The 23,893-nt window shown below is 62.2% G+C and carries 17 protein-coding genes; 4 read left to right on the top strand and 13 right to left on the bottom strand.

Annotated features, from left to right (window positions below; all coding sequences use genetic code 11):
- Positions 1–62: 62 nt before the first annotated feature.
- Positions 63–2,237 (bottom strand): TonB-dependent receptor, encoded by a 2,175-nt coding sequence (locus AC1RHV_RS17910; protein WP_175180635.1) that lies wholly within the window; start codon positions 2,235–2,237, stop codon positions 63–65.
- A gap of 333 nt (positions 2,238–2,570) precedes the next feature.
- On the opposite strand from AC1RHV_RS17910, the gene AC1RHV_RS17905 reads away from it, so the two are divergent.
- A complete protein-coding gene (locus tag AC1RHV_RS17905) occupies positions 2,571–3,242 on the top strand; it encodes a lysozyme inhibitor LprI family protein (protein WP_175160400.1) in 672 nt (223 codons plus the stop codon).
- Between the two features lie 61 nt (positions 3,243–3,303).
- On the opposite strand, the gene AC1RHV_RS17900 is transcribed toward AC1RHV_RS17905, so the two are convergent.
- Positions 3,304–4,203, bottom strand: a complete 900-nt coding sequence (locus AC1RHV_RS17900; protein ID WP_306652389.1) for an arginase family protein — start codon at positions 4,201–4,203, stop codon at positions 3,304–3,306.
- 147 nt (positions 4,204–4,350) lie between these two features.
- Entirely contained in the window at positions 4,351–5,532 is a 1,182-nt protein-coding gene (locus tag AC1RHV_RS17895) for an MFS transporter (protein ID WP_460360754.1), read from the bottom strand.
- A 331-nt stretch (positions 5,533–5,863) separates the two neighbouring features.
- On the opposite strand from AC1RHV_RS17895, the gene AC1RHV_RS17890 reads away from it, so the two are divergent.
- On the top strand, positions 5,864–7,072 hold the full coding sequence (locus tag AC1RHV_RS17890) for a GGDEF domain-containing protein (RefSeq protein WP_492301545.1): 1,209 nt from the start codon (positions 5,864–5,866) through the stop codon (positions 7,070–7,072).
- Between the two features lie 71 nt (positions 7,073–7,143).
- On the opposite strand, the gene AC1RHV_RS17885 is transcribed toward AC1RHV_RS17890, so the two are convergent.
- From AC1RHV_RS17885 to AC1RHV_RS17860, 6 genes are all read right to left on the bottom strand, one after another.
- Positions 7,144–8,151 carry a hypothetical protein gene (locus tag AC1RHV_RS17885; RefSeq protein ID WP_460360752.1) on the bottom strand — a complete coding sequence of 336 codons (1,008 nt, stop codon included), beginning with the start codon at positions 8,149–8,151 and terminating at the stop codon, positions 7,144–7,146.
- A 10-nt stretch (positions 8,152–8,161) separates the two neighbouring features.
- Positions 8,162–8,743 (bottom strand): SMI1/KNR4 family protein, encoded by a 582-nt coding sequence (locus tag AC1RHV_RS17880; protein WP_119452014.1) that lies wholly within the window; start codon positions 8,741–8,743, stop codon positions 8,162–8,164.
- 142 nt (positions 8,744–8,885) lie between these two features.
- Positions 8,886–9,494, bottom strand: a complete 609-nt coding sequence (locus AC1RHV_RS17875; RefSeq protein WP_125472460.1) for a hypothetical protein — start codon at positions 9,492–9,494, stop codon at positions 8,886–8,888.
- Positions 9,495–9,631: 137 nt separating this feature from the next.
- Positions 9,632–10,030, bottom strand: a complete 399-nt coding sequence (locus tag AC1RHV_RS17870) for a hypothetical protein (protein ID WP_492301542.1) — start codon at positions 10,028–10,030, stop codon at positions 9,632–9,634.
- 11 nt (positions 10,031–10,041) lie between these two features.
- Positions 10,042–10,971 carry a DMT family transporter gene (locus AC1RHV_RS17865; protein ID WP_492301540.1) on the bottom strand — a complete coding sequence of 310 codons (930 nt, stop codon included), beginning with the start codon at positions 10,969–10,971 and terminating at the stop codon, positions 10,042–10,044.
- Positions 10,972–11,123: 152 nt separating this feature from the next.
- The gene (locus AC1RHV_RS17860) at positions 11,124–12,101 is read right to left on the bottom strand and encodes an alpha/beta fold hydrolase (RefSeq protein ID WP_492301538.1); all 978 of its coding nucleotides are present in this window, start codon (positions 12,099–12,101) and stop codon (positions 11,124–11,126) included.
- 71 nt (positions 12,102–12,172) lie between these two features.
- Here AC1RHV_RS17860 and AC1RHV_RS17855 point away from each other — a divergent pair, with 71 nt between their 5' ends.
- Complete coding sequence (locus tag AC1RHV_RS17855) at positions 12,173–12,598, top strand: RrF2 family transcriptional regulator (RefSeq protein ID WP_054451902.1); 426 nt, start codon at positions 12,173–12,175, stop codon at positions 12,596–12,598.
- Between the two features lie 51 nt (positions 12,599–12,649).
- On the opposite strand, the gene AC1RHV_RS17850 is transcribed toward AC1RHV_RS17855, so the two are convergent.
- The gene (locus tag AC1RHV_RS17850; protein ID WP_492301536.1) at positions 12,650–13,633 is read right to left on the bottom strand and encodes a Bug family tripartite tricarboxylate transporter substrate binding protein; all 984 of its coding nucleotides are present in this window, start codon (positions 13,631–13,633) and stop codon (positions 12,650–12,652) included.
- Positions 13,634–13,815: 182 nt separating this feature from the next.
- Entirely contained in the window at positions 13,816–14,166 is a 351-nt protein-coding gene (locus tag AC1RHV_RS17845; protein ID WP_119452007.1) for a hypothetical protein, read from the bottom strand.
- Positions 14,167–15,127: 961 nt separating this feature from the next.
- On the opposite strand from AC1RHV_RS17845, the gene AC1RHV_RS17840 reads away from it, so the two are divergent.
- Entirely contained in the window at positions 15,128–15,769 is a 642-nt protein-coding gene (locus AC1RHV_RS17840) for a hypothetical protein (protein ID WP_492301534.1), read from the top strand.
- A 414-nt stretch (positions 15,770–16,183) separates the two neighbouring features.
- Here the strand turns inward: AC1RHV_RS17840 and AC1RHV_RS17835 are convergent, their stop codons facing one another.
- Both AC1RHV_RS17835 and AC1RHV_RS17830 read right to left on the bottom strand, forming a co-directional pair.
- A complete protein-coding gene (locus AC1RHV_RS17835) occupies positions 16,184–17,218 on the bottom strand; it encodes a DUF4238 domain-containing protein (protein WP_291379418.1) in 1,035 nt (344 codons plus the stop codon).
- Between the two features lie 457 nt (positions 17,219–17,675).
- Complete coding sequence (locus AC1RHV_RS17830) at positions 17,676–23,735, bottom strand: ATP-binding protein (RefSeq protein ID WP_492301532.1); 6,060 nt, start codon at positions 23,733–23,735, stop codon at positions 17,676–17,678.
- Positions 23,736–23,893 lie beyond the last annotated feature (158 nt).

Below are 23,893 nucleotides of genomic sequence, written 5' to 3'. Positions count from 1 at the left end.
TGCCTGCCAATCCCTGCTCCGAATCGACTGTCCGGAACAGGGACCGGCAAAACATCCCGCATTCAGAAACTGATGCTGGCGGAGGCGGTTACGGTGCGCGCCGGCCCCAGCGTCACGATAGGCGTCGTGTCGCTGAAACTGCCGGCGTAATAGTGCTTGTCGAACACGTTGTTGACATTCAGCCGGTACACGACGTCCCGGCCGTTGATCTGCGTGGCGTAGCGGGCGCCCAGGTCCAGTTGGCCCCAGCCCGGGATCTGCAGTTTGTTGGCCGCATCCGCGTACTGGCTCGAAGTCGCCTGCACGCGCGCGCTCAGCGTCACGCCGGGCACCCACGGCGTGTCCCATTCCAGCCCGGCATTGGCCTGCCAGCGCGGCGCGCCCACCGCGGTATTGCCGTCATAGCGGCCATACGAGGTCTTGACCTGCGTGCCTTGCGTGTAAGTGACGCCGCCCAGCACGCGCACGCCCGCAGCCAACTCGCCGAAGGTATTCCACTCCACGCCGCGGACACGCTTCTCGCCGCCGTCCGCATACGTGGGCTTGGCCGTAGAGCCCTCCGTCACCAGCATGGGTTTGTCTATCTGGAAGAATGCCAGGGTATTGGTGAAAGTGCCGGCATTCCACTTGACGCCCAGCTCCTGCTGCTTGGTCTTGTAGGGCGCGAACACCTGGCCATAGTTGCTGGCGCTGGTGTCCGTGACGCTATCGCCCTTGCTCAGGCCCTGCACGTAGTTGGCATACAGCGAGACGTCCGGTCCCCAAGGTTTGACGACGATGGCGACAGCCGGTGTCACGGCGTCCTCGTCATAGCGGGCCGTCGTCTTGCCGGTCTTGTCGAAGTTCGTCGTCTTCACGCGCTGGTTGCGCAGGCCGCCGGTCAGGAGCAGCTTGTCGTCGAAGAAGGACATGGTATCCACCAGCGCCAGGCTGGACAGCGTGTTCTCCGCCGTCTTGGGCGCGCTGCCCGGCACCGCAGGCATGACCGGCGTGATCGGGTCGTAGATATTCGACTTGAAAGTCGATGCCGGCCCGGTGGCCGACCCGTCCTCCAGCTTCAGCAAGGAAGCCTGGAGCACCAGCTCGTGCCGTACGCTGCCCGTGTTGAACCGCGTGCGCAGCCCGCCCTCGGCCGAGGTGGCATCCGTGTAGGCGCGCTGGCCGATGATGGAGCCGGTGAAATTGCCATTGGCGTCGATCTGCCGCGCGTGGGTGCCATTGATCAGGCCCGATTGATGGCTGTCGCGCCTGCCCACACCGGCAAAGGCCGATACGCTGTCATTGAAGCGGTATTCAGCCCGCGCCATGACGGCGTTGCTCTGGATGCTGCCATAGCCGGTGCTGAACTGGTTGATGCGAGGATCGGGCGCTTCGGGCACGACCGAACCGCCGAACCAGAACATGGCCGGCGTGCCGCCCGAAAACGACTCCTGGCTATGGTAGGCGTCTATCGACGCGCTCAGGGCGCTGCCGCGATAGTCCAGGCCGGCGGACAGGAACTCGCGTTTTCTGGATTGGCCGTCCAGCGTGGTGGCGCCGTCGCTGAAGGAACCGTTGACGCGCGCGCCCCATTCATTGGCGGAGCCGAAACGGCGGCCGGCATCGATGGTCGTGCCCAGCTGGCCGTCGGCCTGCCAGTTCACGCCGAAGGTGGCATTGGGCGTGTCTTCCGCCCGCTTGGGCACCAGGTTGATCGTGCCGCCCACCGCGCCGCTGGGCGCCATGCCGCTGAACAAGGCGTTCGGGCCTTTCAGCACCTCCACCCGCTCGACGAACTCCAGCGGCGTGCGCCCCATGGGCGCCAGGCCATACATGCCGTTGATCGCCACGTCGTTCTGGTTGACGTCGAAACCGCGGATGCGGAAATTCTCGTAGGCGTGTCCGCTCGACGTCGTGAACCGCACGGAAGGATCGTTGGCCATCACGTCCGCCAACGTGCGCGCCTGCTGGTTCTGGATCAGCTCGGAGGTATAGCTGGTGACGTTGAATGGCGTATCCATCACGTCCTGATTGCCCATCAGGCCCAGGCGCGCGCCCTGCGCCACCTGCCCGCCGGCATAGGGCGCGGGCAAGTCTTCCTCCGAGACCGAACCCGCGGTCACGGTGACGGGCTGCAGCGTCGTGGTTTGCGCCGCGTTCTGGGCGGCGGCGCTGGCGGGAAGAATCAAGGACAGCGCGACTGCCGGGCTAAAGCACTGGACGCACAGCGAGATAGTCAACTGAGTTTTCTTGGCCACAATTCATCGTTCCGATGTCTAAATGCGAATGCTTATCAGATGAATTATATATTTAAGAAAGCACCGTTCGCCAAGAAATCAGGAGTCCGCAGCCAGAATCCGCTCGAATTGGCACGCAATTCAATAAGAATCAAAGGCTTATATTTTTTTGATTGACATCCCAACGCAAAATTCTGCGGCCTCGGTTTGGAAGTCGCCAGCGCGGGCGCGCTTGGCAGAAGCGACAAGGCCATCCCGGCATCCCCAAGCACAGTCCCCGCCGGTAAACTGCGCAGTCCTCTCGGCGCCGACAGGCCCATCGAACGCTTATATAACCCTGGAGAGCTACACAAGATGATCCGTCATCTGGTCCTTGCAGCATCGTTGGCCGTGGCAGGCAGCGCCGTGGCAGCCCCCTCTTTCAACTGCGCCAAGGCCGCGACTCCGGTCGAAAAAGCCATTTGCGCCCACCCGGCGCTGGCCGACCAGGACGCGGCCATCGCGCAGCAGTACAAGGCGGTACGCGGCAAGCTCGACGCCGAGGCAGTCAAATCACTGACCGCCGACCAACGTTATTTCCTGGGCGTGCGGGACAATATCTATGCCGAGCCCTTTTCGGGCAGCACGCCGGTCAAGGAGATCGGCACCAGCATGCGCTACCGCCTGAATTTTCTGAAGTCCATCGATCCGCAGCCGCCTGCCGGCTTTGTCGGCAAGTGGAAGAACGTCGAAGGTGAAATTGAAATCACCCGCGGCGCCGACGGCCAACTGCTCGTGGCCGCCAATTCGGCCCAGCCCTACAACGGCCGCTGGGTCTGCGATCTGAGCGGCAAGGCTGTCGCCGTAGGCGACAGCATCATCGTCACCTATCAGGACGGGCCGCCGTGGACGCTGGACCTGACGCGCCGCGGCGCTGTGCTGGTGGTGCGAGAAACGCCGCCCGCCGGGGTCGAGAAAGACGGCTTCGGTCCGCCGTTCTGCGGCATGAACGGCAGCCTGGAGGGAGACTGGTTCGCGGTGCGCTGATCAAAGGCATTCCGCAGCCGCACGCAAACTCGATGCGACTGCGTGCCGCCGGACACCACGATTACACCGATGACGCAGCCGTTCCGAGGGCTGCGGCCAGCAAATCGGCCAGGCCACGCCCGGCCCTGCCATCTTCATCAAGACGCGGATTGTAGATAGTGATCTCAAGGCCAACGGCCTTGCCGCTCGACAGGGCAATCCGCAGCGCGGCCGTCAGCTCTTCCCACGACAAGCCGCCAGGCACGCGGAAATCGACGGCCGGCATGATGGCGTCGTCAAGACAGTCTGCGTCGAGGTGGATAAAGAAACCATCCAGCTCTGCTCGCGTCAGATGATCGACTGCCTGCCGCGCAGCAGCCTCGATGCCCATCGAACGTACTGCGGGGAGATCAAGCGTCTTGAGCGCTTCAGGGAGCGGCTGGCTGCCGTACTCTTCCTGGTCCTCATGATCGCGATACGCGAACGCAACGGCGTCTTCAGGGCGGACCAACGGCCCGCGCCCTTCGATGTCGGCCAATAACGGCGGACCATGGCCGGTGACGAAGGCAAGATCCATCGAAGCGCCTTCGCCGTTGGGTTCCGCCTCCGGTTGGAAAAAGTCCGCGTTGCCGTCGATGAAGAGCAGACCGTAACGGCCGCGCCTGCGCAACGCGAGCATGGAACCCAGCAGGATTGTGCAATCGCCGCCTAGCAGCACCGGAAACTCGCCCGCATCAAGCAGCGCGCCCACCGCGTCGGCAAGCTTGGGCGACCACGCCGCAATGGCCTTGGCGTTCAGGGTGCCGGTCTCGGGATCCGGCGTCGGATTCTTGGGAGGCACGGCAAGTCGCCCGGCGCGGCGTGCATGGATGCGCTCAGCAAGGCCGTAGGCCAGGAGCTGATCAGGCAGGCATTCCACACCGTCGGTCGCCAAGCCTAGCGTGGAAGGGGCTTCGAGGATTGCATAGGAGAGAGTCGGCATCAGCGCCTCCGGGGCGGCCATTCCGCAAAAAATATGATGCCAGACTACAAATTGCGGCGCGAAAGCTCAATCCGACACCGTATCTTCCGTTTCCCTACGGAGACGCGCGCGGCTCCCATGACCCGTGCGAGCCCAGGAGCAAGGCCCTCAAGCCTGCGCGCGGCGCGGCAGCCAGCGCCAGAACACGCCGGCCGCCACCAGCCCCAGCGTGCCGACACCGAACGATGCGCCGCCGAGCGACACCAGGGCGGTCAGCACCGACAGCGCCACGGGTCCGCCGCTTGAGCCAAGGTCGGCCATGAAACGCCAGATGCCGAGGAACTGCGTGCGCGCGCCCGCTGGGGCGGCGTCGGCGCCCAACGTCATGACGATGCCCGATCCGATGCCGTTGCCGAAGCCCAGCAGCGCCGACACCAGGATGAAGCTCGCCACCCCGTCGGTAAGCGGGATCGCCATCAGGCTCAGCCCCATCAGCAGCGTGCAAGGCAATGCCACCCACAAGCGGCCGCACTGGTCCATCACTTTGCCCGCCGGATAGAACACCGACATATCGACTGCGGCGACCAGCCCGTAGATGAGCGAAGTGGTGGCGGCGTCGAGGCCCAGGTGGTCTGCCCACAGGGGAATCACCACCTGGCGCGACGCGCGCAGCGCGCTGATCAGCATCACGCCCACGCCGAGCGTGGCGTACACGCCGCGATGGTCGCGCGCAACCTCGCCCATGCGTGCGCGCGGCGCGCCCGCGCTCGCGCCCGCCGAAGGCTCGATGTCAGGCGCCTTGATGGCGATGAGTCCTGCGCCGAGCATGGCGCAGATGGCAATCCAATAGGCGCCATCCAGCCCCACGAAATGAATCAGGGCCGCACCCGCGAACGGGCCGAAGAAAGTACCGATCCGCGTCGTACCGCCGAGCGTGGACAGGGCGCGCGCCCTGTACGCCAGCGGCACGACCTCGATCATGTAGCTCTGGCGCGCCAGCTGAAACACCGACTGCGCGCACCCTTGCATCAGCATGGCCAACGCCAGCACCCAGAGGTTGGGCACGCCAATCACGAGCAGCAGGCCGACCACGCTCAACACCGCCGCGCCAGCCATGGCGCGCTTCTCGCCGAAGCGATGGGTGATCAGCGCGGACGGAATATTGGAAAGCAGCGAGCCAACCCCGATGAGGGCGGCTATCAGGCCGGCGGTGGCTATCGACGCTCCTTGATCGCGGGCGGTGAGCGCGATCACGGGAAGAATGGCGCCGTTGCTGATGCCATAGAGTAGCGACGGGCCGAACGCCGGCACGGCGATCTGCTTCAGATTGAACGAATCGGGTTGCGACATGGCGGGAGAATGGGAGACCGGCCGCCTGTCCGCCGCCTTGCCACAGGGCACGGGACCGGTCCGGCGGACATTGGCGCGGGATGCCGGAAGTGTAGCTGGCGCCCCTCGCGCCCGCCTGTCGGCCAGCTGACAGCCGCCGCGTCTCTCGCCAGCTGTTCAACGTCCGGCAGATACCGGCTTTCCCTTCCCGGCGAAGCTGGCCGCATCGCTTGACAATCCTTGACTGTTGAGTCCTGGCGATACATTGCAACACACTGTAATCTTTTTCCATGCAAATTGTGTCGGCCGAGCATGCGCTCGACTGTGTACCGTTCCACGCATTCGCCTGTCCATGCCCGCAACCCTTCTTGAATGGTCCGTGCCTGCAGCGATCCTGATGTGCGCCATCGGACTCTGTGCTGCACGCTTCATCGGCTTCAATACGCTCCGGTGGGGCTGCGCCCTGGCCAGCCTGGGCGCAGGCTACGCCATCATGCTGGTGCAGGCCAGCGCACTTTCCCCATATAAACAGGTCGTCGAGGACGCTTTCATTCTGGGCGGCGTCATCCTCGCCTGTCGCGCCCTCCAGAGCCGCAGGCGCAGCCAGGTTCCCCCCTACTTCGATGCTGCGGTCCTGCTTGCCTCGACGGCGATGGTAGTTGTCTCGGTAGTGCTGTTTGCCAGTGCGAAGCTGGAAACGTTCTTCGTGCAAGCCTGTTGCGCGCTCGTGACCTGGCGGGCCACGCTGTCCTTCGCCAGGCATGCCGTGACCACGTCGGACAGGGTGCTCACCGCCGCGTTCCTCTTCATCTCCCTCGTGTTGACGGGCCAGTGCATCCTGTACATTGCCGCCCCGATTCCGCCGCTCTCAACAGGCGAATGGAGAACGTCGGTCTGGGGCATCCTGATCCAATACACCGGACTGCTCGGGAGCATAGTCCTGACCTTCGCGGTCTTCATCGCGACGAGCTACGACGCCATAGAGAAGTACCGTCGCCACGCCCATACCGACGCCTTGACGGGCCTGCTGAACCGCCAAGGACTCGATAGTCTGCTTGCCTCCGGGCGCGCATTCTCGGATGCGGCAACGCCGACCGCGCTGATCATGGCCGATATCGACAACTTCAAGCGCATCAACGATGTCTTCGGCCACGCGTTTGGCGACATGGTGCTTGCCCGATTCGGCGCCCTGCTCAGGCCGATAGCGGACACCCGCATCCATGCGGCCCGGCTGGGAGGAGAAGAATTCCTGCTGCTGCTGCCCACGGCAAGCCTGGAAAGCGCCACCGCAATCGCCGAAGAGATCCGTGCCAGTTTCGTGGCGCAGCGCTGGACGCCACAGGTTCCAGATTCCTGCTTCACCGCAAGCATGGGAGTGACCGTCGTGCAGGCAGGAGAACCTTTCGCCAGCGCGTTGAAACGGGCAGACGACCTGCTTTACGAGGCGAAGCGACGAGGACGGAACTGCACGGTTGCGGGCATGGCGCCGGCCGAGGCCGGGCATGGCCGCCACGCGCCTGGCGACAACGCAAGCACTCAAGCGTGTTGCGCACAGGCATGAAGTCGCCGGCTCGGCCCGCGCCGCCCGCAGAGATCCCGGCAGGGTTCAATGCGGCGGGCAGCGCGCCGCGCTCATAGCGTCATGACCGGCTCGTCTTCGATTCGAAAGAACAAGGCGCTCGGCCCCATGATGCCCGTTCCGTCGAGATACTCGAAGGCAACGCGCTGGCCCGGCGCGGCAGCTTGCCCTAAATGCTCGACCCGGTACATCACGCCCCCGATGCGATAGTTGTGAACCAGCGTGGAAATGTTCGAGTTGGACGCGCGCACGCGATAGGTCACGACTTCCTCGACCAAGCCGCGTACCCCGTGCTTGTAGCGGGCCCGCTTCAGCCTGGGGCTGCGCATGCCCAGCACGAATCCCGTGAGAACGAAGAATGCGGCCAGCAGGATCAAGGGCCCCAGGAACAGGCTGCCGACCAGCGGGGCCAGGGCGAGCACGTAGAAGAACTTGCGCAGGCTCAATTCTTCCTTGCGCACGGCGTCGCGGTCGGCATTGCTGACTTCCTCGACCGAATTCCAGGCCTGCGCGCTCATCGGGTACTCGGCCAGCAACAGCACGGGTGGCGCGTCGGGGTCCACCGTCAGCAAGTGCAGGCGCACGGGTAGGTCCGTCAGCGCCACGGCCGTCACAGGCCGGAAACCTTCTCGAGTGTCCCTGGCGATCTCGTTCCAAAACGGCAGAGCTACGTCCACGCGCTGTTCGCCGAAGACGTAGCAGATGCCGGGACTCCCGGCCGGACCAAAACCGGTCAGGTGCCCGGAAACGATCTGCTTGGGTACACGCCCCTTCAACACCCGATTGAAGCGGCGCCAGGCTTGCGGCAGGCGCAGCAACCTGCGTCCAAGAAAGACCGCGAAGCAAGTCATCGCCACTGTGCACAACAGGATCACCACGCCGTCAGCGCCGCGGCGCAGGCTGCGATCGGACGCGCCAAGCACGACGAACATGATCGCGCTGCTCGCCAGCAGCAGGAACATCAGCCCCGCGAACACGGCCGTCAGGAATCTGCCGCGACGGCCACGGCGCAGCAGCACGATGTCCTCATCGGCCAGGGGTTCTTCCGTGACTTGCAGCATTGCGCTCATGCTAACCCGGCAGCTTGCGCTGCTTGCGCGCCGCGCGTTCGGCCAGCCGCCGCGCCATATCCTGCTGGCGCTGCAGCAGATCGGCTATCTGCTCGGCGTAGAGGTCGGTGAGGTCGCCGGCCAGCGGCTCCACATCGGTCAGGTCATCGATCGCCACGACCGTCCCCGCCTGATCCACGCCCCAGATCCGGCTGCCGTCACCCACGACCTTCAGCACGGGCAGGATGCCGGGCAAACCGGCCTCGGCAAGCTGGCGCTGCTGCGCCGAGATGCTGGCCCATTCGGGCAACTCCGGCGCATCGATGCCCAACAGCACCAGGCCGCGCCAGAAAGTCCAGGCGGGGCCGACTTCGAATTCCTTCGCATGCGGCCAGACTTCCTCGCGCGCCATCACGCACAGGCCGTTGGTACGCTGGCAGAAGGCCGCAAACGCCGAAGGCAGCGGGAAGCCTACAGCGGCTTCCAGCCCGGCGATCGCCTCCGCATCGGGCGCGGGCGCGGCCACGACCTCGAAATGCTCGGTGTCCACGGGATCCAGGATTTCCCACATGCGTTGATGAAACTGTTCGGCGGTCATGGTCATGCAAGCATCCTGAAGCTAAGAAAAGTCCTGGTTCGCCGCGAAAGCGGGAGCCTTGAAAGCGCACCACTATATCTTTGATTGCGGCGGCAAGCGCTTCCACGACCTGCGCACACACCTCGACCTGCCTGGCCGCCATGACCGTTCAGCCCCGCCGGCCAAACAGCATCGTCAATCCGAACAGCGCTCCCAGCCCGCCAACGATAGCCAGCGACATCGACGGTTCGCGCAAGCTCAGCGCCATCACCGCCACACCCGCCCCCAGCACGATGATCAACAGGCCCACCAGGCGTCCTGCCGTGGAACCATAGAAATGTGTGCGGCGCGCCGCCTGCGTACCGGCGGGCTGGCGCGTATGCCACGCCGCCAAGGCCTGCTCAAACTCGCGCAACAGACGTTCACGTGTGGGCCGGTCCACTGCACTGACCAGCAACGTCGGCAGGCCGGGACGGACCAGCTTGAGATAATCGTCGGTGCCCCAGCGGGACAATTGGGCGAAGGCGACGGCAGAGCGGCGCGAAAACTCCAGCCCTTCGGACGTCACCTTGACGGTATTGCGTGTGGGAAAGCCCTTGAACGCCACCAGCGGCGGCGCCAGCAACCCCAGCACCGCCAGCACAACCGCCAGAACAATCGGCCCACGGTTGAACACCACCAGCATGAAGCTGCCCGCCGCCAGGGCGAAGGCCAACGGCACCGACAACTGGTGCCAGCGGGTATAGACCGAGACCTGAATCCCGTCGTTGCTAGTCATGTTTGAGCCAATTGCATGTCGACTTCTCCGTGAATGACGCACGTGTCACGATCAGAGTGTAATCATGCGCCTGTGCGGAACCTGACGCGGCATTGCCTCCAAGCGCCAAGAGGCCGCTTTGGATACGGTGGCTCGGATCAGGATTCGCAGATCCAGTCCGCAGGCCGGTCATCCGCCGCGAAGCGTACGGCCGGCCAATAGCCATCCATGAACCAGGTCGCGTCGCGCGGCGCCAGGTGCAGCACGTAGCCCCCGTCGGCCGCGACGATCAGGTCGGATTGCGTGAAGTGTTCCAGGAACGTCACAGGGGGATCTTCGGGGTCGCCGGTGTCGCGTCCCGCCTGCCAGAGGAATTGCAACGCGGCGTCGCGGTGCGTCGCCAGCTCTTGAGCGATCGAGCGGGCCCGCGCCAGCAGCGGCGCCGCCGCCTGCGGATCGGCTGCGAGCAGCACCACGCGCAGCCGGCCTCCGTCGGCGGTCGCGCAGTCCAGCCAAGTCTCCTGGGCCGGCATGTTGTCGTGGGTATAGGGCTGCATGTAAGGTCCGCCTATCGGCGCTGTCGCGCCTCGGCGCGACGCCGGCCGACGTGCATGATGGCCATGCCCGAGATCGCAAGGGCGGCGCCGATGAACAGATTCGCGGGCGTGGCTTCGCCCAGCCAAAGGCTGGAGAACAGCACGCCGAAGACGGGCACCAGCGTGATGTAGCCCGACGCCGCGCCGGCGCCCAGCGCCTTCACGCCTTCGAAGTACCAGGCGTAGGCGATCGCGGTCGCCCCGAACGCCAAAGCCAGCAGGCTGCCCCAGGCGCTGGCCGGCGCCTGCCCCAGCTTCTGCCAGGCGGGAACGCCTTCCACGATCAGACTGGTGAGCAGCAGCATCAGCGCGCCAATCACGGTGGTCACCGTGGTGGTGGTCAGGGCGTCCACGCCTTTGAGCACCAGCCGGCCGATCAGGGTGTAGGCCACCCAGCAGGCCACGCAACCGAGCAGCAGCAGTTCGCCGATGCCTACGCCGGAGCCGACGGCTGCTTGTGAAACCCCGCCGCCGATGGCGATATACGCACCGATGGCCGAAAGAACCATGCCGGCCAGGATGGCTGGATTGAGATGTTCGCGGAACAGGATCGCCGCCAGCAACAGCGTCGCGCCTGGATTCAGCGTCACCACGATCGCGGCCTTGCCGGCCGGCACCAGCTGCAGGCTCAACATGAAGAAGCTGGAGTAGCCAAAGACGCCCGCCAACGCGGCGGCGGCCAGGCCAAGCCATTGGTTGCGCGTCAGGGACTTCAGGCCACGCAGCGCCGAGGCGCGATGCATCCACAGAACCAGCACCACGCTGGCGAACAGGAACCGCAGGCTGGCCGCGGCCAATGGAGCCATGGCCTGGGCGACGACCTTGCCCCAGGACCACGACGCGCCCCAGAGCGCGGCCATGCCGACCAGGCGCAGGTGCGTGGCCATCAGCGTATTTTTCATCTGTGCTTCGAAGGTGAGCTGCGGTGGTCGCGCGGGGCGACGGTGAAAAGCAATGCGTCGAGGTTGTCTATCCGTGACAGCCGTCAGCGCGCATGCGGGATTTTAGCTGGCGCAGTTTCAACGCGATATTGCAGTATGGCTTCTTCGCACGGTCAAAGGCTCCTCAGGAAATCGACGAGCGCCTTGTTGACTGCCTCGGGGGCTTCCTGTTGCAACCAATGCCCCGCGCCGGGAATGACTTCAGCAGCGCGCAGTTGGGGAACTAGGGCCGGCATGGCCGCGATGATCTGGTCCATGCCGGGAATCGCCAGGCCCGTATCCCTTTCCCCTACGAGATAAAGCGCAGGCACATCCACCGTCTTTCCCTCAAAGGCCCCCTGCAGCGCCCAATTGCGGTCCAGATTCCGGTAATAGTTGAGGCCGCCACGAAAACCGCTGGCGGTGTAGCTTTGGACAAAGGTCGCCAGATCCGATGGAGTAAGCCAGGCCGGCAACGTCTGGGGGACAGGCAGCGAATCGAGCAGGCCACGGCCAGCGGCTACCATGCCAAACGGATTGGGCGTGGCGGGGTCGTCACGCGGCCCGGCGTCGCCCGATGCCGCGAAGTAGATGGCGCGCAGGGTCGCGCTGATGTCGCGCTCGAACTCCTCTTCAGCAACTCCCGGCTCGTTGAAGTAATGCGTGTAAAACGCAGCGGACTCGGTTCTGGGGAAGAGGCGGCTGGGTGCAACCGGCGCTCTGCGCATCATGGGAACGCCCAGGGCGACGACGGCCCGAAAACGGTCCGGACGCAGTTGGGCTGCCTGCCATGCGATGCTGGCGCCCCAATCGCCCCCCGCGATCACCGCATCATCGGCCCCCTCGCTTTCGATAAGCGCGACCAGGTCGCCGATGACATCCAATGTTGTGAACGCCGCCACATCCGCCGGACTGTCGCTGGCGCCATAACCGCGCAAATCCGGGGCCACGGCGCGGAATCCCGCACGGGCCAGGGCGGGCAGCTGATGGCGCCAGGCATAAGCGGTCTCGGGAAAGCCATGGCACAGCACGACGAGTGGACCTTCGCCCTGGGCCGTGACATTGAGCGTGATGCCGTTGACGGCCACATCGCGTGTTTCAAGGTCAATCATCGGGCAAGCTCTCAAAAAGTATCCGGTGCAGCTATAATACCGTAACACCTGTAGTTACGGTAATTGATCCCATGGCCAATGACACCCGCCTTGCCCGTCTGCTGCACGTCTTGATCCACATGCATTTGCGCGGCGGCACGACCACTTCTGGAACGCTGGCCCAGATGCTGCATACGAATGAGGTGGTGGTGCGCCGATCCATGGCGGCGCTGCGTACCGCCGGCATGGTGACCTCCACGGGCGGGCGCAACGGCGGCTGGGTACTGGCCAGGGGACTGGAAACCATCACCGCGCGCGATGTCCATGAAGCCATCGCCCATGGCACGGTCTTTACCATCGGGCCAGCCGACGACAATCCTGCCTGCCCCGTGGAACGAGCCGCGAACCAATTGGTGGCGGATTCCCTGCGCGAAGGCGAGCATGCCTTGCTGCAACGCTTGGGCGCGGTATCGCTTTCCGAGCTTGCCGCGGAGATTGCCTCGCGCGAGGAAGGATGAAGCCGTAGAGTCGAATGAGCTGCGCAGGCAGAGCGTTTATCGTTGTTCTATCTACTGTTCCTTCAGCCCCAACGACTTCATCAACGGGGCGAACAATTTCTTTTCGTCCTGCACGCGCGCGGCATAGTCCGCCACACGCAGCGGTAGCGCCTCGGCGCCCGCATCGAGAAAGCGCGCCTGGATCTCCGGCCTCGCAAGCACTTTATTGATTTCGGCGTTCATGCGATCGACCACGTCATCGCGGGTGCCAGCGGCGGCATACACGCCAAACAGGCTGTCTGCGAAAACACCGTCGATGCCGACCTCGGAAAAGGTTCGTATGTCGGGCGCCACGGCAGCGCGTTGCCGGCTTGCCACCGCAAGTACCTTCAGTTTGCCCGCTTGCACCATGGGAAAGACCGTGGCGGGTCCAAACGCGAAGTCGATCTGGCCCGCTGCCAGGTCTTGTATCGCCGGCGCCACGCCGCGATAAGGCGCATGGGTAGCCTGCATGCCAGTAGCCTGCTTGAGCAGCTCGCCGGCCAGATGCGGCGTCGTGCCGTTTCCGGCCGAACCGTAATTGAGAGGAGCGGGCTGCTTGCGCGCGTATGCCACGAACTCTTCGAGCGTATCGACGCCAAGCGAGGACCGGACAAACAGGAACAACTGGCTATTGGCCAGCAAGGCAACCGGCCGCAGGTCCCGCTGCGGATCGAACGGCATGCTGGCGAACATCAGTGGATTGACCGATTCGGTCGTCGATGGATTGAGCAGGAAGGTATGGTTGTCTCCACCGTTGCGCACAACCTCGGCGCCCGCCAAGTTGCCGCCCGCACCGCCCCGATTCTCCACGATAACGGTCTGCTTCAATGCTTCGGCCAAGTGCGGCTGCACCGTGCGTGCCAGCACGTCGACCAGCCCTCCGGGCGCCAGCCCCACGACCAGGCGCACGGGCTTGACGGGCCAGGCCTGAGATGGTGTTTGCGCATGACTGCCCGTGGCCCAGCCAGTCAGCGCCAGCATCATCATGGCCAGGCAACGTCTACGCAACAGCATGCGATTCTCCTTTTGGGGGCTCACCCCGCGATCCCGCGTCCGGTGCGTCACATGCCGCACCACGGAGAACCGCCCCGATGCCTCATGCGGCGGCGGTCCTGCGTCTGCCGCTCATTCTTCATAAAAGTTTAGGCTTAAAGAATCCCGGATTACCCTAATTTTCCAGCGGCACGGGCGGCGTATCACGCTACCTCCCACAACGCCGCTGTCACACCCAGCAACAGCAGCATCGCCGACGTAATGAACCACCGCACGGTTTTCCGGTATTCATTCTCGGCTTCATCCTCCAGACGCAAGGCGCGGTAGAGAGCAATTATCTGCAGCAGGCTGGCCAGCAACAGGGACACGCCGGGCAGCACGGACAGCGCGCTCCAATCGCCCGGCGCGTCGAAGCCCCAGTAGCGCAGGAAACCCAGCGAAAACCCCAGCAATACCGTGATGGCCGTAATCAATCCAGCCCGAAAGCCCTGGGGCAGTGGCCCCTGGCTGCGGGTCCGTACCGCGTCGTCGCCTGGCGTTTCCGGTGTCATCATTGAGATATTCCGCACTGAGTACGCTACGGCCCACCCGCTACCGGTTTATGTGGGAGCCAAACCTGAACTCCTGCCTTCACTCGAGGCCAGGTTGAATTGATTATGGCTGCTATCACAGCGTACTGGGGCTGTTTCCCTCCCCGTGTTTGCACGCCCGTCCCTTGTCGCCGTGCTTGCCGGCTGCTCGTCTAACTTTGGTGTCGAAGTTCTGCTGACATGGAACTAGAATTCTTTAATAATCAGACACTTATCAAAACTCCATCATTGAGTTTGGAACCAAGGCGTCATTGAATTTGGAATTTTTCGGAGAAAACGCCACTCAGTTTGGAACTCCGCTGTTTCGCCGTCGCTGGCGCCGAACAGTTGACACACGCCAGTGCCTCCGCCCAGTGCAATAGTCAAATCTAGAATTACCTAAGCTCAACGATTCGGGCATTCGTGCTTATGCCTTTGGCCCCTCCCTAACGCAAACGCGTCGCCAGCCAGACGTGTCCCAGCCCAACTATGGCTTAGAAAAAGGCGCCGCTAAATGCGGCCCTTCTGTTTTATGGGAGCTGGGGGCCAACACGCGTGCGCTCAAGCAGCAGCAGCGGCGCTAGTAGCCAGCGGAGCAATCGAAATCATGGATCGAGCGCCCAAATAGGGAGGCCCCACCGAAGTGGGGCCATCGTTCGGACCTAGTTGCATCACCAGCATTCACATCTGGGAGTGGCATTTCTAGGGCAGCGAAACCAGTGTACCGTTTTTGATCGCCCAATTCAACCCAGATTTCGAGCCAAATTTCGGGATTCGGTTTCGAAGCACGTTTCGGGCATCTTTTTCGGTGGTCATTTTTGCACGCTCCCGACGACGAGCGGTATGCCGGCTCACCGCGCATCTCACGTATGATACCTATGATGTGACAAATTAAATGGGGACGCGCAAAGGGGGCGCGGCCTTCAAGACGGAGATCAGCATACCGATGGAATGGCAACTGCGAGAGACGGTGTTCTCCGTTCCCCGGATGGGGCGCTACCTGAACAAATATGCCGGGGACGCGGGGCGCGCTGGCGTCGCCTATGACCAGAACGTCCTGCTGGCCCAGGCATTGATGCCCGCTCTCCAGACGGTAGAAATTGCCCTCCGGAATGCCATTCACCACAGCCTGTCCAGGTCCATCGGACAGCCAGACTGGTGGACTGCCCTCCCCGCGCCCGAATTCGACTGGCTGCGCCTGGCCGTGAGCGAAGCACGCACCAAGATCTCAAGGCGCAAGGAGGGCGCCACGACTGACAAGATCGTCGCCGAGCTGACCTTCGGATCTTGGACACGGCTATTCAACGTTCAGCATGGGCCCACGCTATGGAGGAGTCTCATGTGGGCATTTCCCACCTGTCCTAAGAGAAAGCGTCAGCGCGCACCGATTAGCGCGGCGGTAAACCGCATTCGGGACCTTCGCAATCGGGTCATGCACCACGAACCGCTGCTATGGGTGAATCCTACCGTGGAGGAGTTACACGCCACTATTCTGGAGGTCCTTGACTGGATCGATCCCGGCATCAATCGTTGGCTCACCCAGCACGACTCGGTGCGGGTGAGGTGGGCCACTTGCACAGCTATATGAACCTGGTGGTAAAACGACCGCCTAACACCTCTTTAAGCGGCCTCGCATTGTCCGAAAGCTCTCCAGAGCGCCCCCACCGCTAAAGGTCTTCGGTCAATTCTTCGAACAACAGCGCACCATCCGCCACTCGGTACAGGTCCGCAATTGTGCGGGCGTCCTGCTCAAATCCGGCCAAGCGATGTTAGGCCACCGCATTCTCGGCTCTGCGGCGCAACTCCGTCAGTTCGATAGGGTTCAATGGTTTCGTCATACAACGATCCCAAAACGTGGCCACTTGGTTGTATACGATCTCTCTTGAAGAATCACAACCTAACTAGAATTTCGGCTGAAGCAATCGTCGTCAAAACGGCCGCGCGACTGAGATCGCAGCATTAGTCGCCCCCGCGTCCAAAAGGCGGCCGCCAGGCAGCAAAACTAGAATAGCTCTGCCTCAGCTGCACCTTGTTCCTTACCCCAGTTTTGCCAAATAGCCCGCTCCTCGTTGTAGGCCGCCAAATTCACAGTTCTCCCGCGAATCTTCTGCACGTCACTCTTGCTTATGTCGAACACGTAACGGTCTGCATGCTCAATGATGACCTTTCGTAGAAACTGTGCGGTCGCCTGGTCGAGCACCGTACCTCTAGGCCAGCTTCTCCGGCCTATGCAATTATGGAGCAGGTGTGTCGGGCTGATAGGCATCAGGATATCGACGTTGTCGACGCCCCACCCTCCGCCAAAGCTATAACTGGCCGGATCACGGTAGTTGAGTCTAATTAGAGGGTTATCTGAGGTCGGCCACGATACGCCCGCGGGGGCATGCACAATTGTCCATCGTTGATTGGTAATCTTTGTGATGGTTTCCGTCAACACATGCCGCACGCTCCACAGCCACAAACGCCGCCCTAGGACAGTCCTCGTTTCGATAGAGCCATCTCCTTCCGGGTTTCGAACAATTGAGATTTTGACCGGGAAGGACTCCCTAGGCTCCCGATCTGGCGCCCGCTCCGGCAACTTGATTCCGGCTTTGACTGCGGCTTCCAGGTATCTGACGGACGACTCCACCGTCTGATTCAAAAGCCCTTGCATCGAGTCGCGGTGTCTAGCAAGAAAAGCGCGCAGGCTCGCTGGCGTGCGGACATCTTGCGCAACCGCAAATCGAATCAATCTCCTCCAATGCTCTGGAGACATTCGTTCGTCATTGACCACAAGGCGAATAGCTTCTTGTGCTGGATCCTCGAACTCCTTGCTCAGCCAATGCTCAAGCTCATCTGTCTCCTCTTGACCGGCCACGTATGTGTACAAGTGCTGGTGATAGGCTATGCCTCGAAGGGAATGGTCCTTCCATAGAGGAGCCTCATTTTTCGGCACTAAGAGCCGATAGGTGGGGATCTTCCCATTCTTCGCCCATTGCTTCAGATAGAGCTGGGGCACGTAGTGATTGTCTACGCGAAGCTGAGCACTCGTTTTCATCGTCTGTACCAAACTCCAACTATTGTTCCCAAAGCCAAATGAAGAGCCTTTGTTCTGAAGTGCTTCTGTGGCCAGACATCAGGTTCAAGGCCGTATACCTATCGCTCCGATGGCAAGCAGAGCACTATACGCGTACTCCACTTCGTCACATCCCACGATCCAACGCGAGCTAACATATTCGCGGATGAGTGCGGGCTTCGAACCGTATCCAATGAATCGGCGTAGCGTATCCAGGCCAGGTCGCCCCCCCCGCGCAAAACCGTTGCACTGACCGTCTGAATACAAAACCGCCAACAATGAGTGAATTACCGGATCATCGGGCAGATCACCACTCAGAAGCTGGCCACGGTCGCGCAATCAGGACGCTAGGGGCGCTTTCGGGTAACCCAGTATGAGAGCGATAGGCCAGCGTCGGCCTGGGCTCTCTCGTCTGACATCGCAGCTGTATGAGGACAGCCTAAACCGAATAGCTGCTCTTCGCCGTCTTTAGGAGAGATTGCCCGTAGTGGCTGGGCTGATTGATCTGCCTGCTTGCAAATACGTTGATGGCCAGGTCCAGCTTCCCGCAGGTAGCTGCGAGCTGTTCGAGGCCTGCTGGCGTCAGAACTAGGTAGCAACCTTCGCCCCACATAGCCTCCGCATCGATGTCAACCGGGCCGGCGTCACGCCACCAATAGAGCTTTGCGACGACAGCCCCACCCGCGTTGAGGAAGACGCTCGGCTCTTCGTCGTGCGTGCGCCAACGAAGCCTCATCACCCAGTTCGGGCACAACGCGAACGGATAGGCCGCTACATCAAAGCCCATGTCCACGGAACAAACAACTCGTCTTACCAGCGTTGGAGCCAGCTCATCGTCGAGGGCGACGTGCTGACCCAGCCAGACCGCGAGGGGCAACGTTTCATAGCACTGGTCGAAGTCTTCCCCGTCAGTATGTGCCGATGGTGCTCGAAATCGATAGAGACGATGCTCTGACAAGCGTGGCTTGAAGATTTTGATACGCGACACCTCAGCCACAACTTGGCCGTCCGGGTGTGCCGGGAAAGACGCAACGTCGCTGTCGACCTCGTCAACCCACTTCTTCTCTCGCTCGGACCAACCGGCGTGTCGGTCGAACAGCGGCATGCGGATCCATTCGGGGCGCGCTTGCGGGAACGTCGAAGGCCGAGGCGGCAAGGGGCAACCCAAACGCTCCAACAGCGTCGGCCTGTCGCGGCCGTTTAGCTTACCCGCCAGCCGCAGTTCTCCCGCAACGTGACGAAGGGCGGCAATCGCAATATAGGCGTGAGGCTTCAGGTATGTGATCTGCATTTCGAGGGCGCGAAGCTGAGCCTCTAGCCTTTTGACACCAGAAGGCCCGAATGCCTCAAGTCCGCCCCAATCTTGGATGAACATCGCCGCGCGCTGGCGGATTGTCATCTCGTCGATACCTGCCGCCTGCGCAAGGTGCCTTGCTGTGGAGCGCAGCATCTCGGTCCAGCCAAGCGACGACTCGACTCGCATCGCACCAGTTCTCTCGTCCTTGAAGGCATTGTCGCCCTCCGAGGGGAACTCCAGTTCGAGGCTATAGAAGAGCGGCAGTGGCTTCGCGTCCATTGAGACTGTCACCCCCCACCGATGTGACAAGATCGCGGCTGACTCTGCTACACATACATCGCGGTGACTGACCAACGCAGCCACGGCAGTGCCCAGCTCGGATGTTAGGCCCGCGCTGTCAAAAGCCAGCAGCGTTCCGAGCGCGCGCAGGGGGGCATCGGAATCGCCGGTCAGAAGTCGCCGCATAAGAGACTTGAACAAAGCTTGACCATGTCCTGCTTGGCCTGCCAAGCGCAGAGTGCAGTTGCGTGCGTGTCGCTGAACCTCGGCAACGGGCAACTGATAGGCAAAGTGCAGCAAGTCCTCCAGAAGATCCGTCTCGCTGAGTGGGTGCTCGCTCGGCTGGAATGACCGTCCCAGTTGGAATTCGCGAGTGCAGGCCATCTGCTCCTCAAGCAGCGACCATATGGCCGGCCAGTCAGGCGTCGCGCTAATTACCGGCAATATCGAATCCAGCTCTGTCAGCAGAGACTGGATATTCTCCTCGCCCGCCGTCACCGAATCGACGATATTCTCGAAGGCGACAGCAGATGTGGATGGCCCGTCCAAGAGTTTCTTCGCCTCAAAATAGAGGAACTTGCCGCCCCCCATCCATTGGCTCCAGGCCCGCCAGGGGTCCTTGCTCGTCTCATAGCCCTGAATCAGCTTCTTGGCGTACTCAATTTCACCCGCCGCAGCCAACCGCTTCACCATCAGGAAGCGACAGCGCGCGTCGTCCCGCAAGACTTTCCAACGCTCAAACATCCTCCGCACCGCATAAAGTGGAGCTTTCTCGGCAAGATCTCTGAATCGGTACGCGGCGTTGTAGTTCAGTTCATCGCCATCCGCTTCAAACTCGAGTTCAAGCTCCTCAAGAGTAGCCGCAGAGTCGTACTTGCTGGGCGTAGACGAGTATCGTGGGTCCGGCGCTTCTGACTTCCATCGGGCGATAGCGGCATCAAGCTCCGCGGAAGAGAGCCCATGTCTTCCGGCCGCGGTGCGAAGACGCCGGAGCAGTCCGACCCTCTCATGTGCTCTGCTGACTACTTCGATCGCCCCCAATAGCATCAGTGTGAGCGGCTCAATCTGGCCGGGGCCTGCCGCGTCGGCGGCGACATCGATGAAGTCGCCCACGTGGTACGGATCCCGGTAGTGCGGTTCCATGTAGAACGGTAGGCAGAGCCCGCACCAGACGGTAGCGCAAGGCAAGACGAAGTCAGGGCTTCGCCGGGCCATCCCCTTCATGAGTAGATCGACGCGGTTCGGCCAGCCAATCAGATACCAATCTGCCAATGCCTTTGACACCTCGAAACCGAAGCGAGGCCCGACCTGCATCGCTTCCTCAATCAGCGACATTGTCAGGCGGTGCGCGGCCGAAGACCCTTCCGTTTCGGTCATGCCGCTGACCTGGCGTATCAAGCCTGAGAGCCGCTTGACACGGCCCTCCGGGTCAGCGGTGTTCGCAAGGACGAGGATGTCCCGCCAGATTGCGTACTGTGGATCTTTTTTGGGAGGTAGCGCGTAGCCAAGGCACTGTTCGGGAACTGTCGCCAGCAACTGTTTCGCCCGCTCTACGTCCCCTACCGCAGCCAACGCGATGGACAGATCCGCCAACCCGTCAATTTGTTCACTCGGCGTGCTTTCTTGAAGCTCCGTCACGAGGGCGTTGAGCCGGTCGACGGCCCCCGCACGGTCACCGTCAACCCGATACGCATCGACGGCCAACCGGCGCCGCAGGTATGCAGTACCCCCCAGCGTAGATGAGGCGATGGCTGCATCAACTGCTCGAAGTACGGCGCGGTACTCATCCTCGCCACATTTGGCGCCGAGCCTAAGTAGCACTTTCGCAAGCACAGGGATCGCTTTGAATGCCTGCTGAATGCGATATGACTCGCTACCGGCTTCTGAAGTCAGACGTAGCACGGACCCAAGGGCAACGCGGGCTTCGGCCTGGATGCTGCCAGCCTGTACTGCCGCGTTGTCGACAGCGGCGCGACCTAGGAGTACGCCTATCGTCGACGCGCGCTGCTGGAACGGATGAAGGAAGGAGTGCTTCGACGGCACCACACTCGGCAACGGTTTGTCAAGCATCGTACAAAGCCTCACGTGATGCATCACCGCGCCGACCAGATAACCCAGCCCAGCCAGGTCCGTCTCGTCGTCGCACATGGAGATCATCGGCGCTACCAACTTATCGAACAGCACCTCGGCTAGGTCACGACGGCCAGCTTGGCATGCAATCAGTGCCATACGGCGGCGGTCGCCATTGGGCACCTCTCCGAAGCCGGGAAGGACGACAGCGGCATCGAACAGAGAAAGCGCGTGCGCAATGGCGCCACGCCGACTTGCCAATAGCCCTGCGTGAACCATCACAGAAGGCTTGTCTTCGTCGGATACCCCGAGCTCGCTGCAGAGGTCTTGTGGATCGTCGTCAACCTTATGGAGGAGCGTCGCCTCTGCGGCTTCCGTCCGCAAATGCCGGCGCAGTGCGGCGACAGTTTCTGGATCCACCTTTTCGGCCTCGCGTAGCCCCTCCGCGGCGAGATGGTCAATCGCTGCCTGCATCTGCTCTGTATCTCGGAAATGGACGGCGCGCCTCGCCCACCTCTTGAATTCGTTGATGTTGTGTTCGTTCCCGTAGTTCTGGAACTTGGGCGTATGGAGCTGCGATAGTGGTTCTAGATTTTCAAATAGCTCCTTCGCGCGCTCGAAGTCGCCTCGCGCCAACAGGGCGTCGACTACCTCGTAGCCCTGGCTGGGAAAGTACTGCACGAAAGAGACGGCTGAATCGATGTTCCCGACTGCCAGCATCGCGAGCGGAAGCTGGTTGGCATATTCAAGGGCTGTTTCGCGCCTGCCCACTTCGTCACTACACAGCAACAGCTTTGTGAAGGCCGTCGCATCGTGCGTTTCACGCACTGCTAGCAGAGCTAGCCGGATATCAGCGTGGATCTCGGTGATAGAACGCCCATCGGCCAGGTGTTGCCTGAAGCGAGCGGGAATTGCCAACGCAAGTACATCGGCACCGTCCCCAGCACGGGCGCGGTAGCGCAACTCAAGCCACCGCTGCGCGGATTCTTGCGGCGCGTTCTTTGCCAGTTCGGCGAGGTCGCGGTATACGCGCCGGGAATATTCGTCGTCGACGCTACCGAGGCGAACTCGCGGTTGGGCGATGACGAACAGCCTGAAGCTGTTGTGGAACACCCTCCATCCCAGGGATGAGCTGCGGAGCAGGTGCCGTGCAACGACCAGTGCTCGCTCAATCGCAGACTCCTTGACCACCGTGGCCAACAACCGCAGGTCCATGGGTGCCTCGGCCCGGGCGATAAAGCCAAGCACGTCCATTGCATCGTTGTCGCTTGCGATTTCTCGCCAGGCGGCGGCATACACGGTCCCAATGTCACCGTCGAACGGCATCCCGCCACTGAGCAGGTGCGTGCGGCCGGCTTCATCCGCGTGCAACAGTGCCTGAATCAAGTAGCGCGTTGCTAGCGGGTGGCCATGCGTGAGCTTGCTCAACTCCAAGCGCGGAATGTCGACAGGCAGGCCAAGCGCATCCGCCATCCGAGCGACTTCCTCGCGACCTAGGGAGCTCATGAGGACCAGACGCTCGCTCTTCTCCGCTTGTTCCTTAACGGCGGGCTTCAGATTCGCAAGATCTAACCGCTGCGTGCCGAGGACGAACACAACCCCCTTCGGGATGGCCGCCGGAAGAGGTAGCTCCCCCAGCAGTGAATTGGTCGGCAGCTCTTCGCGGGGAACATGGTCGAGCCCGTCGACGACGACGATCGTTCGGATCCCGTCGCGGTCGAAGCGCTCCCCGGCCTGCCGCAACAGGATGCCGAACTGTTCGCGCCGCTCATGCAGCGAGTCATCGCGAAGACGCAGCCCGATCAAACCGCTATTGCGCAGTTGCGCGCCGACATCGGTCAAAAAGTTATCGGCCTCTCCGCGCCCGACGCCCTGGGCAGCGCCCGGCACATACGCCAGGTAGCGGACGAGCCGGGTATTTGCTTCGGTGGCCAGCGCCACCTGTAGGAGGGTGGATTTCCCGGAGCCAGGCGGACCTATGAGTGAGACATAGCCCTGGCTGGTGGCTTGCAGCGCGGCCAGTAGCTTGACCTCAGTGTCGCGGTTGCGCTGGACATAGGCGCCGACTGGGAACCGATGGATGAGCAACGTCTTGGCGGGATCGCGCCAGCCAAGCTCACGAAGCAGCTCGTCACGCGTCCACCTGTCCTTGTCCCGTGCGTCGACGACCAGCTTGGGCAGTACGCTGGCAATCTCAGATGCCTGTCTAGCCTGTTCGGCGTTCAGCTTGTGCGACTGGACGAAGTCCGCCGCAGCTCCGCACACCACACGGAGGTCCTGCAAGAACCGTTCGAAGTCACCATCACTAAGGCCAGCTTCCCGGCGCAGGAGATCGATCAGTCGGCTCCATTCCGACATGAACCAATCCGCTAGCGACCGATTTGCATGCTGCCGGAACTCTTCAAGGAATGCCGCGCTGTGAGCGGGCGCGCCGTCGCCTGGCTTGTCAGTAGTCGACGGAAAGTCGTTAACGACCAAGCGAATCTCGACGCGGCTTCCCAGGTTGTCCTTGCGCAGGGACTGCCAAGCATGAACCATGGGCTTCCAGAGGCCACTGGCGCCAGTAAACAGCGTCTCAACTGTGAAAGTTCCCGGAAATTTGGACGTCTTGAACTGGTGGCCGACCACCAATCCATCGAAACCGAGTACTAGGTCGTCAGCGATACCCGCGTTGCGGTCGGCGACGCCGATCCAGCGCAGCTCGTCGCGCTCGAGCGCTGCGTAGATGGCAGCGCCCGCTCGCTCATACTGGCCGATATATCCACGGAGTGCTCGGCGTTCGCCTTCCGCCGGGGCCGTTGCAGGAGCTGCGGGGGCGGAGGGGTTCGGCTTCTTTGGTTTTTTCGGGGCCATGGAATTGGAGTTGGATAGTTGGTGCCAACTTGAATCAAGGGAACGGCTTCAGCGTCAACCGGAGCGTCAAGCACCAGATGGTCATGCTGCTAACTCATCGAGCGCCGTTCTGCTGCAAAGTATGGGCCTGCGCGATGGACGCGGTCATTCGAGAGCTT

This window comes from Achromobacter sp. GW823-FHT04E03 (assembly GCF_058796095.1).
Note: the sequence above shows the minus strand (reverse complement) of the source record. Positions and strands in the feature narration are given on the sequence as shown.

Excerpts from the sequence above, each read along its gene's own strand:
- AC1RHV_RS17905 (WP_175160400.1), top strand. The coding sequence starts at position 2,571 with ATGATCCGTCATCTGGTCCTTGCAGCATCGTTGGCCGTGGCAGGCAGC.
- AC1RHV_RS17900 (WP_306652389.1), bottom strand. The coding sequence starts at position 4,203 with ATGCCGACTCTCTCCTATGCAATCCTCGAAGCCCCTTCCACGCTAGGC.
- AC1RHV_RS17895 (WP_460360754.1), bottom strand. The coding sequence starts at position 5,532 with ATGTCGCAACCCGATTCGTTCAATCTGAAGCAGATCGCCGTGCCGGCG.
- AC1RHV_RS17890 (WP_492301545.1), top strand. The coding sequence starts at position 5,864 with ATGCCCGCAACCCTTCTTGAATGGTCCGTGCCTGCAGCGATCCTGATG.
- AC1RHV_RS17885 (WP_460360752.1), bottom strand. The coding sequence starts at position 8,151 with ATGCTGCAAGTCACGGAAGAACCCCTGGCCGATGAGGACATCGTGCTG.
- AC1RHV_RS17880 (WP_119452014.1), bottom strand. The coding sequence starts at position 8,743 with ATGACCATGACCGCCGAACAGTTTCATCAACGCATGTGGGAAATCCTG.
- AC1RHV_RS17875 (WP_125472460.1), bottom strand. The coding sequence starts at position 9,494 with ATGACTAGCAACGACGGGATTCAGGTCTCGGTCTATACCCGCTGGCAC.
- AC1RHV_RS17870 (WP_492301542.1), bottom strand. The coding sequence starts at position 10,030 with ATGCAGCCCTATACCCACGACAACATGCCGGCCCAGGAGACTTGGCTG.
- AC1RHV_RS17865 (WP_492301540.1), bottom strand. The coding sequence starts at position 10,971 with ATGAAAAATACGCTGATGGCCACGCACCTGCGCCTGGTCGGCATGGCC.
- AC1RHV_RS17860 (WP_492301538.1), bottom strand. The coding sequence starts at position 12,101 with ATGATTGACCTTGAAACACGCGATGTGGCCGTCAACGGCATCACGCTC.
- AC1RHV_RS17855 (WP_054451902.1), top strand. The coding sequence starts at position 12,173 with ATGGCCAATGACACCCGCCTTGCCCGTCTGCTGCACGTCTTGATCCAC.
- AC1RHV_RS17850 (WP_492301536.1), bottom strand. The coding sequence starts at position 13,633 with ATGCTGTTGCGTAGACGTTGCCTGGCCATGATGATGCTGGCGCTGACT.
- AC1RHV_RS17845 (WP_119452007.1), bottom strand. The coding sequence starts at position 14,166 with ATGATGACACCGGAAACGCCAGGCGACGACGCGGTACGGACCCGCAGC.
- AC1RHV_RS17840 (WP_492301534.1), top strand. The coding sequence starts at position 15,128 with ATGGAATGGCAACTGCGAGAGACGGTGTTCTCCGTTCCCCGGATGGGG.
- AC1RHV_RS17835 (WP_291379418.1), bottom strand. The coding sequence starts at position 17,218 with ATGAAAACGAGTGCTCAGCTTCGCGTAGACAATCACTACGTGCCCCAG.
- AC1RHV_RS17830 (WP_492301532.1), bottom strand. The coding sequence starts at position 23,735 with ATGGCCCCGAAAAAACCAAAGAAGCCGAACCCCTCCGCCCCCGCAGCT.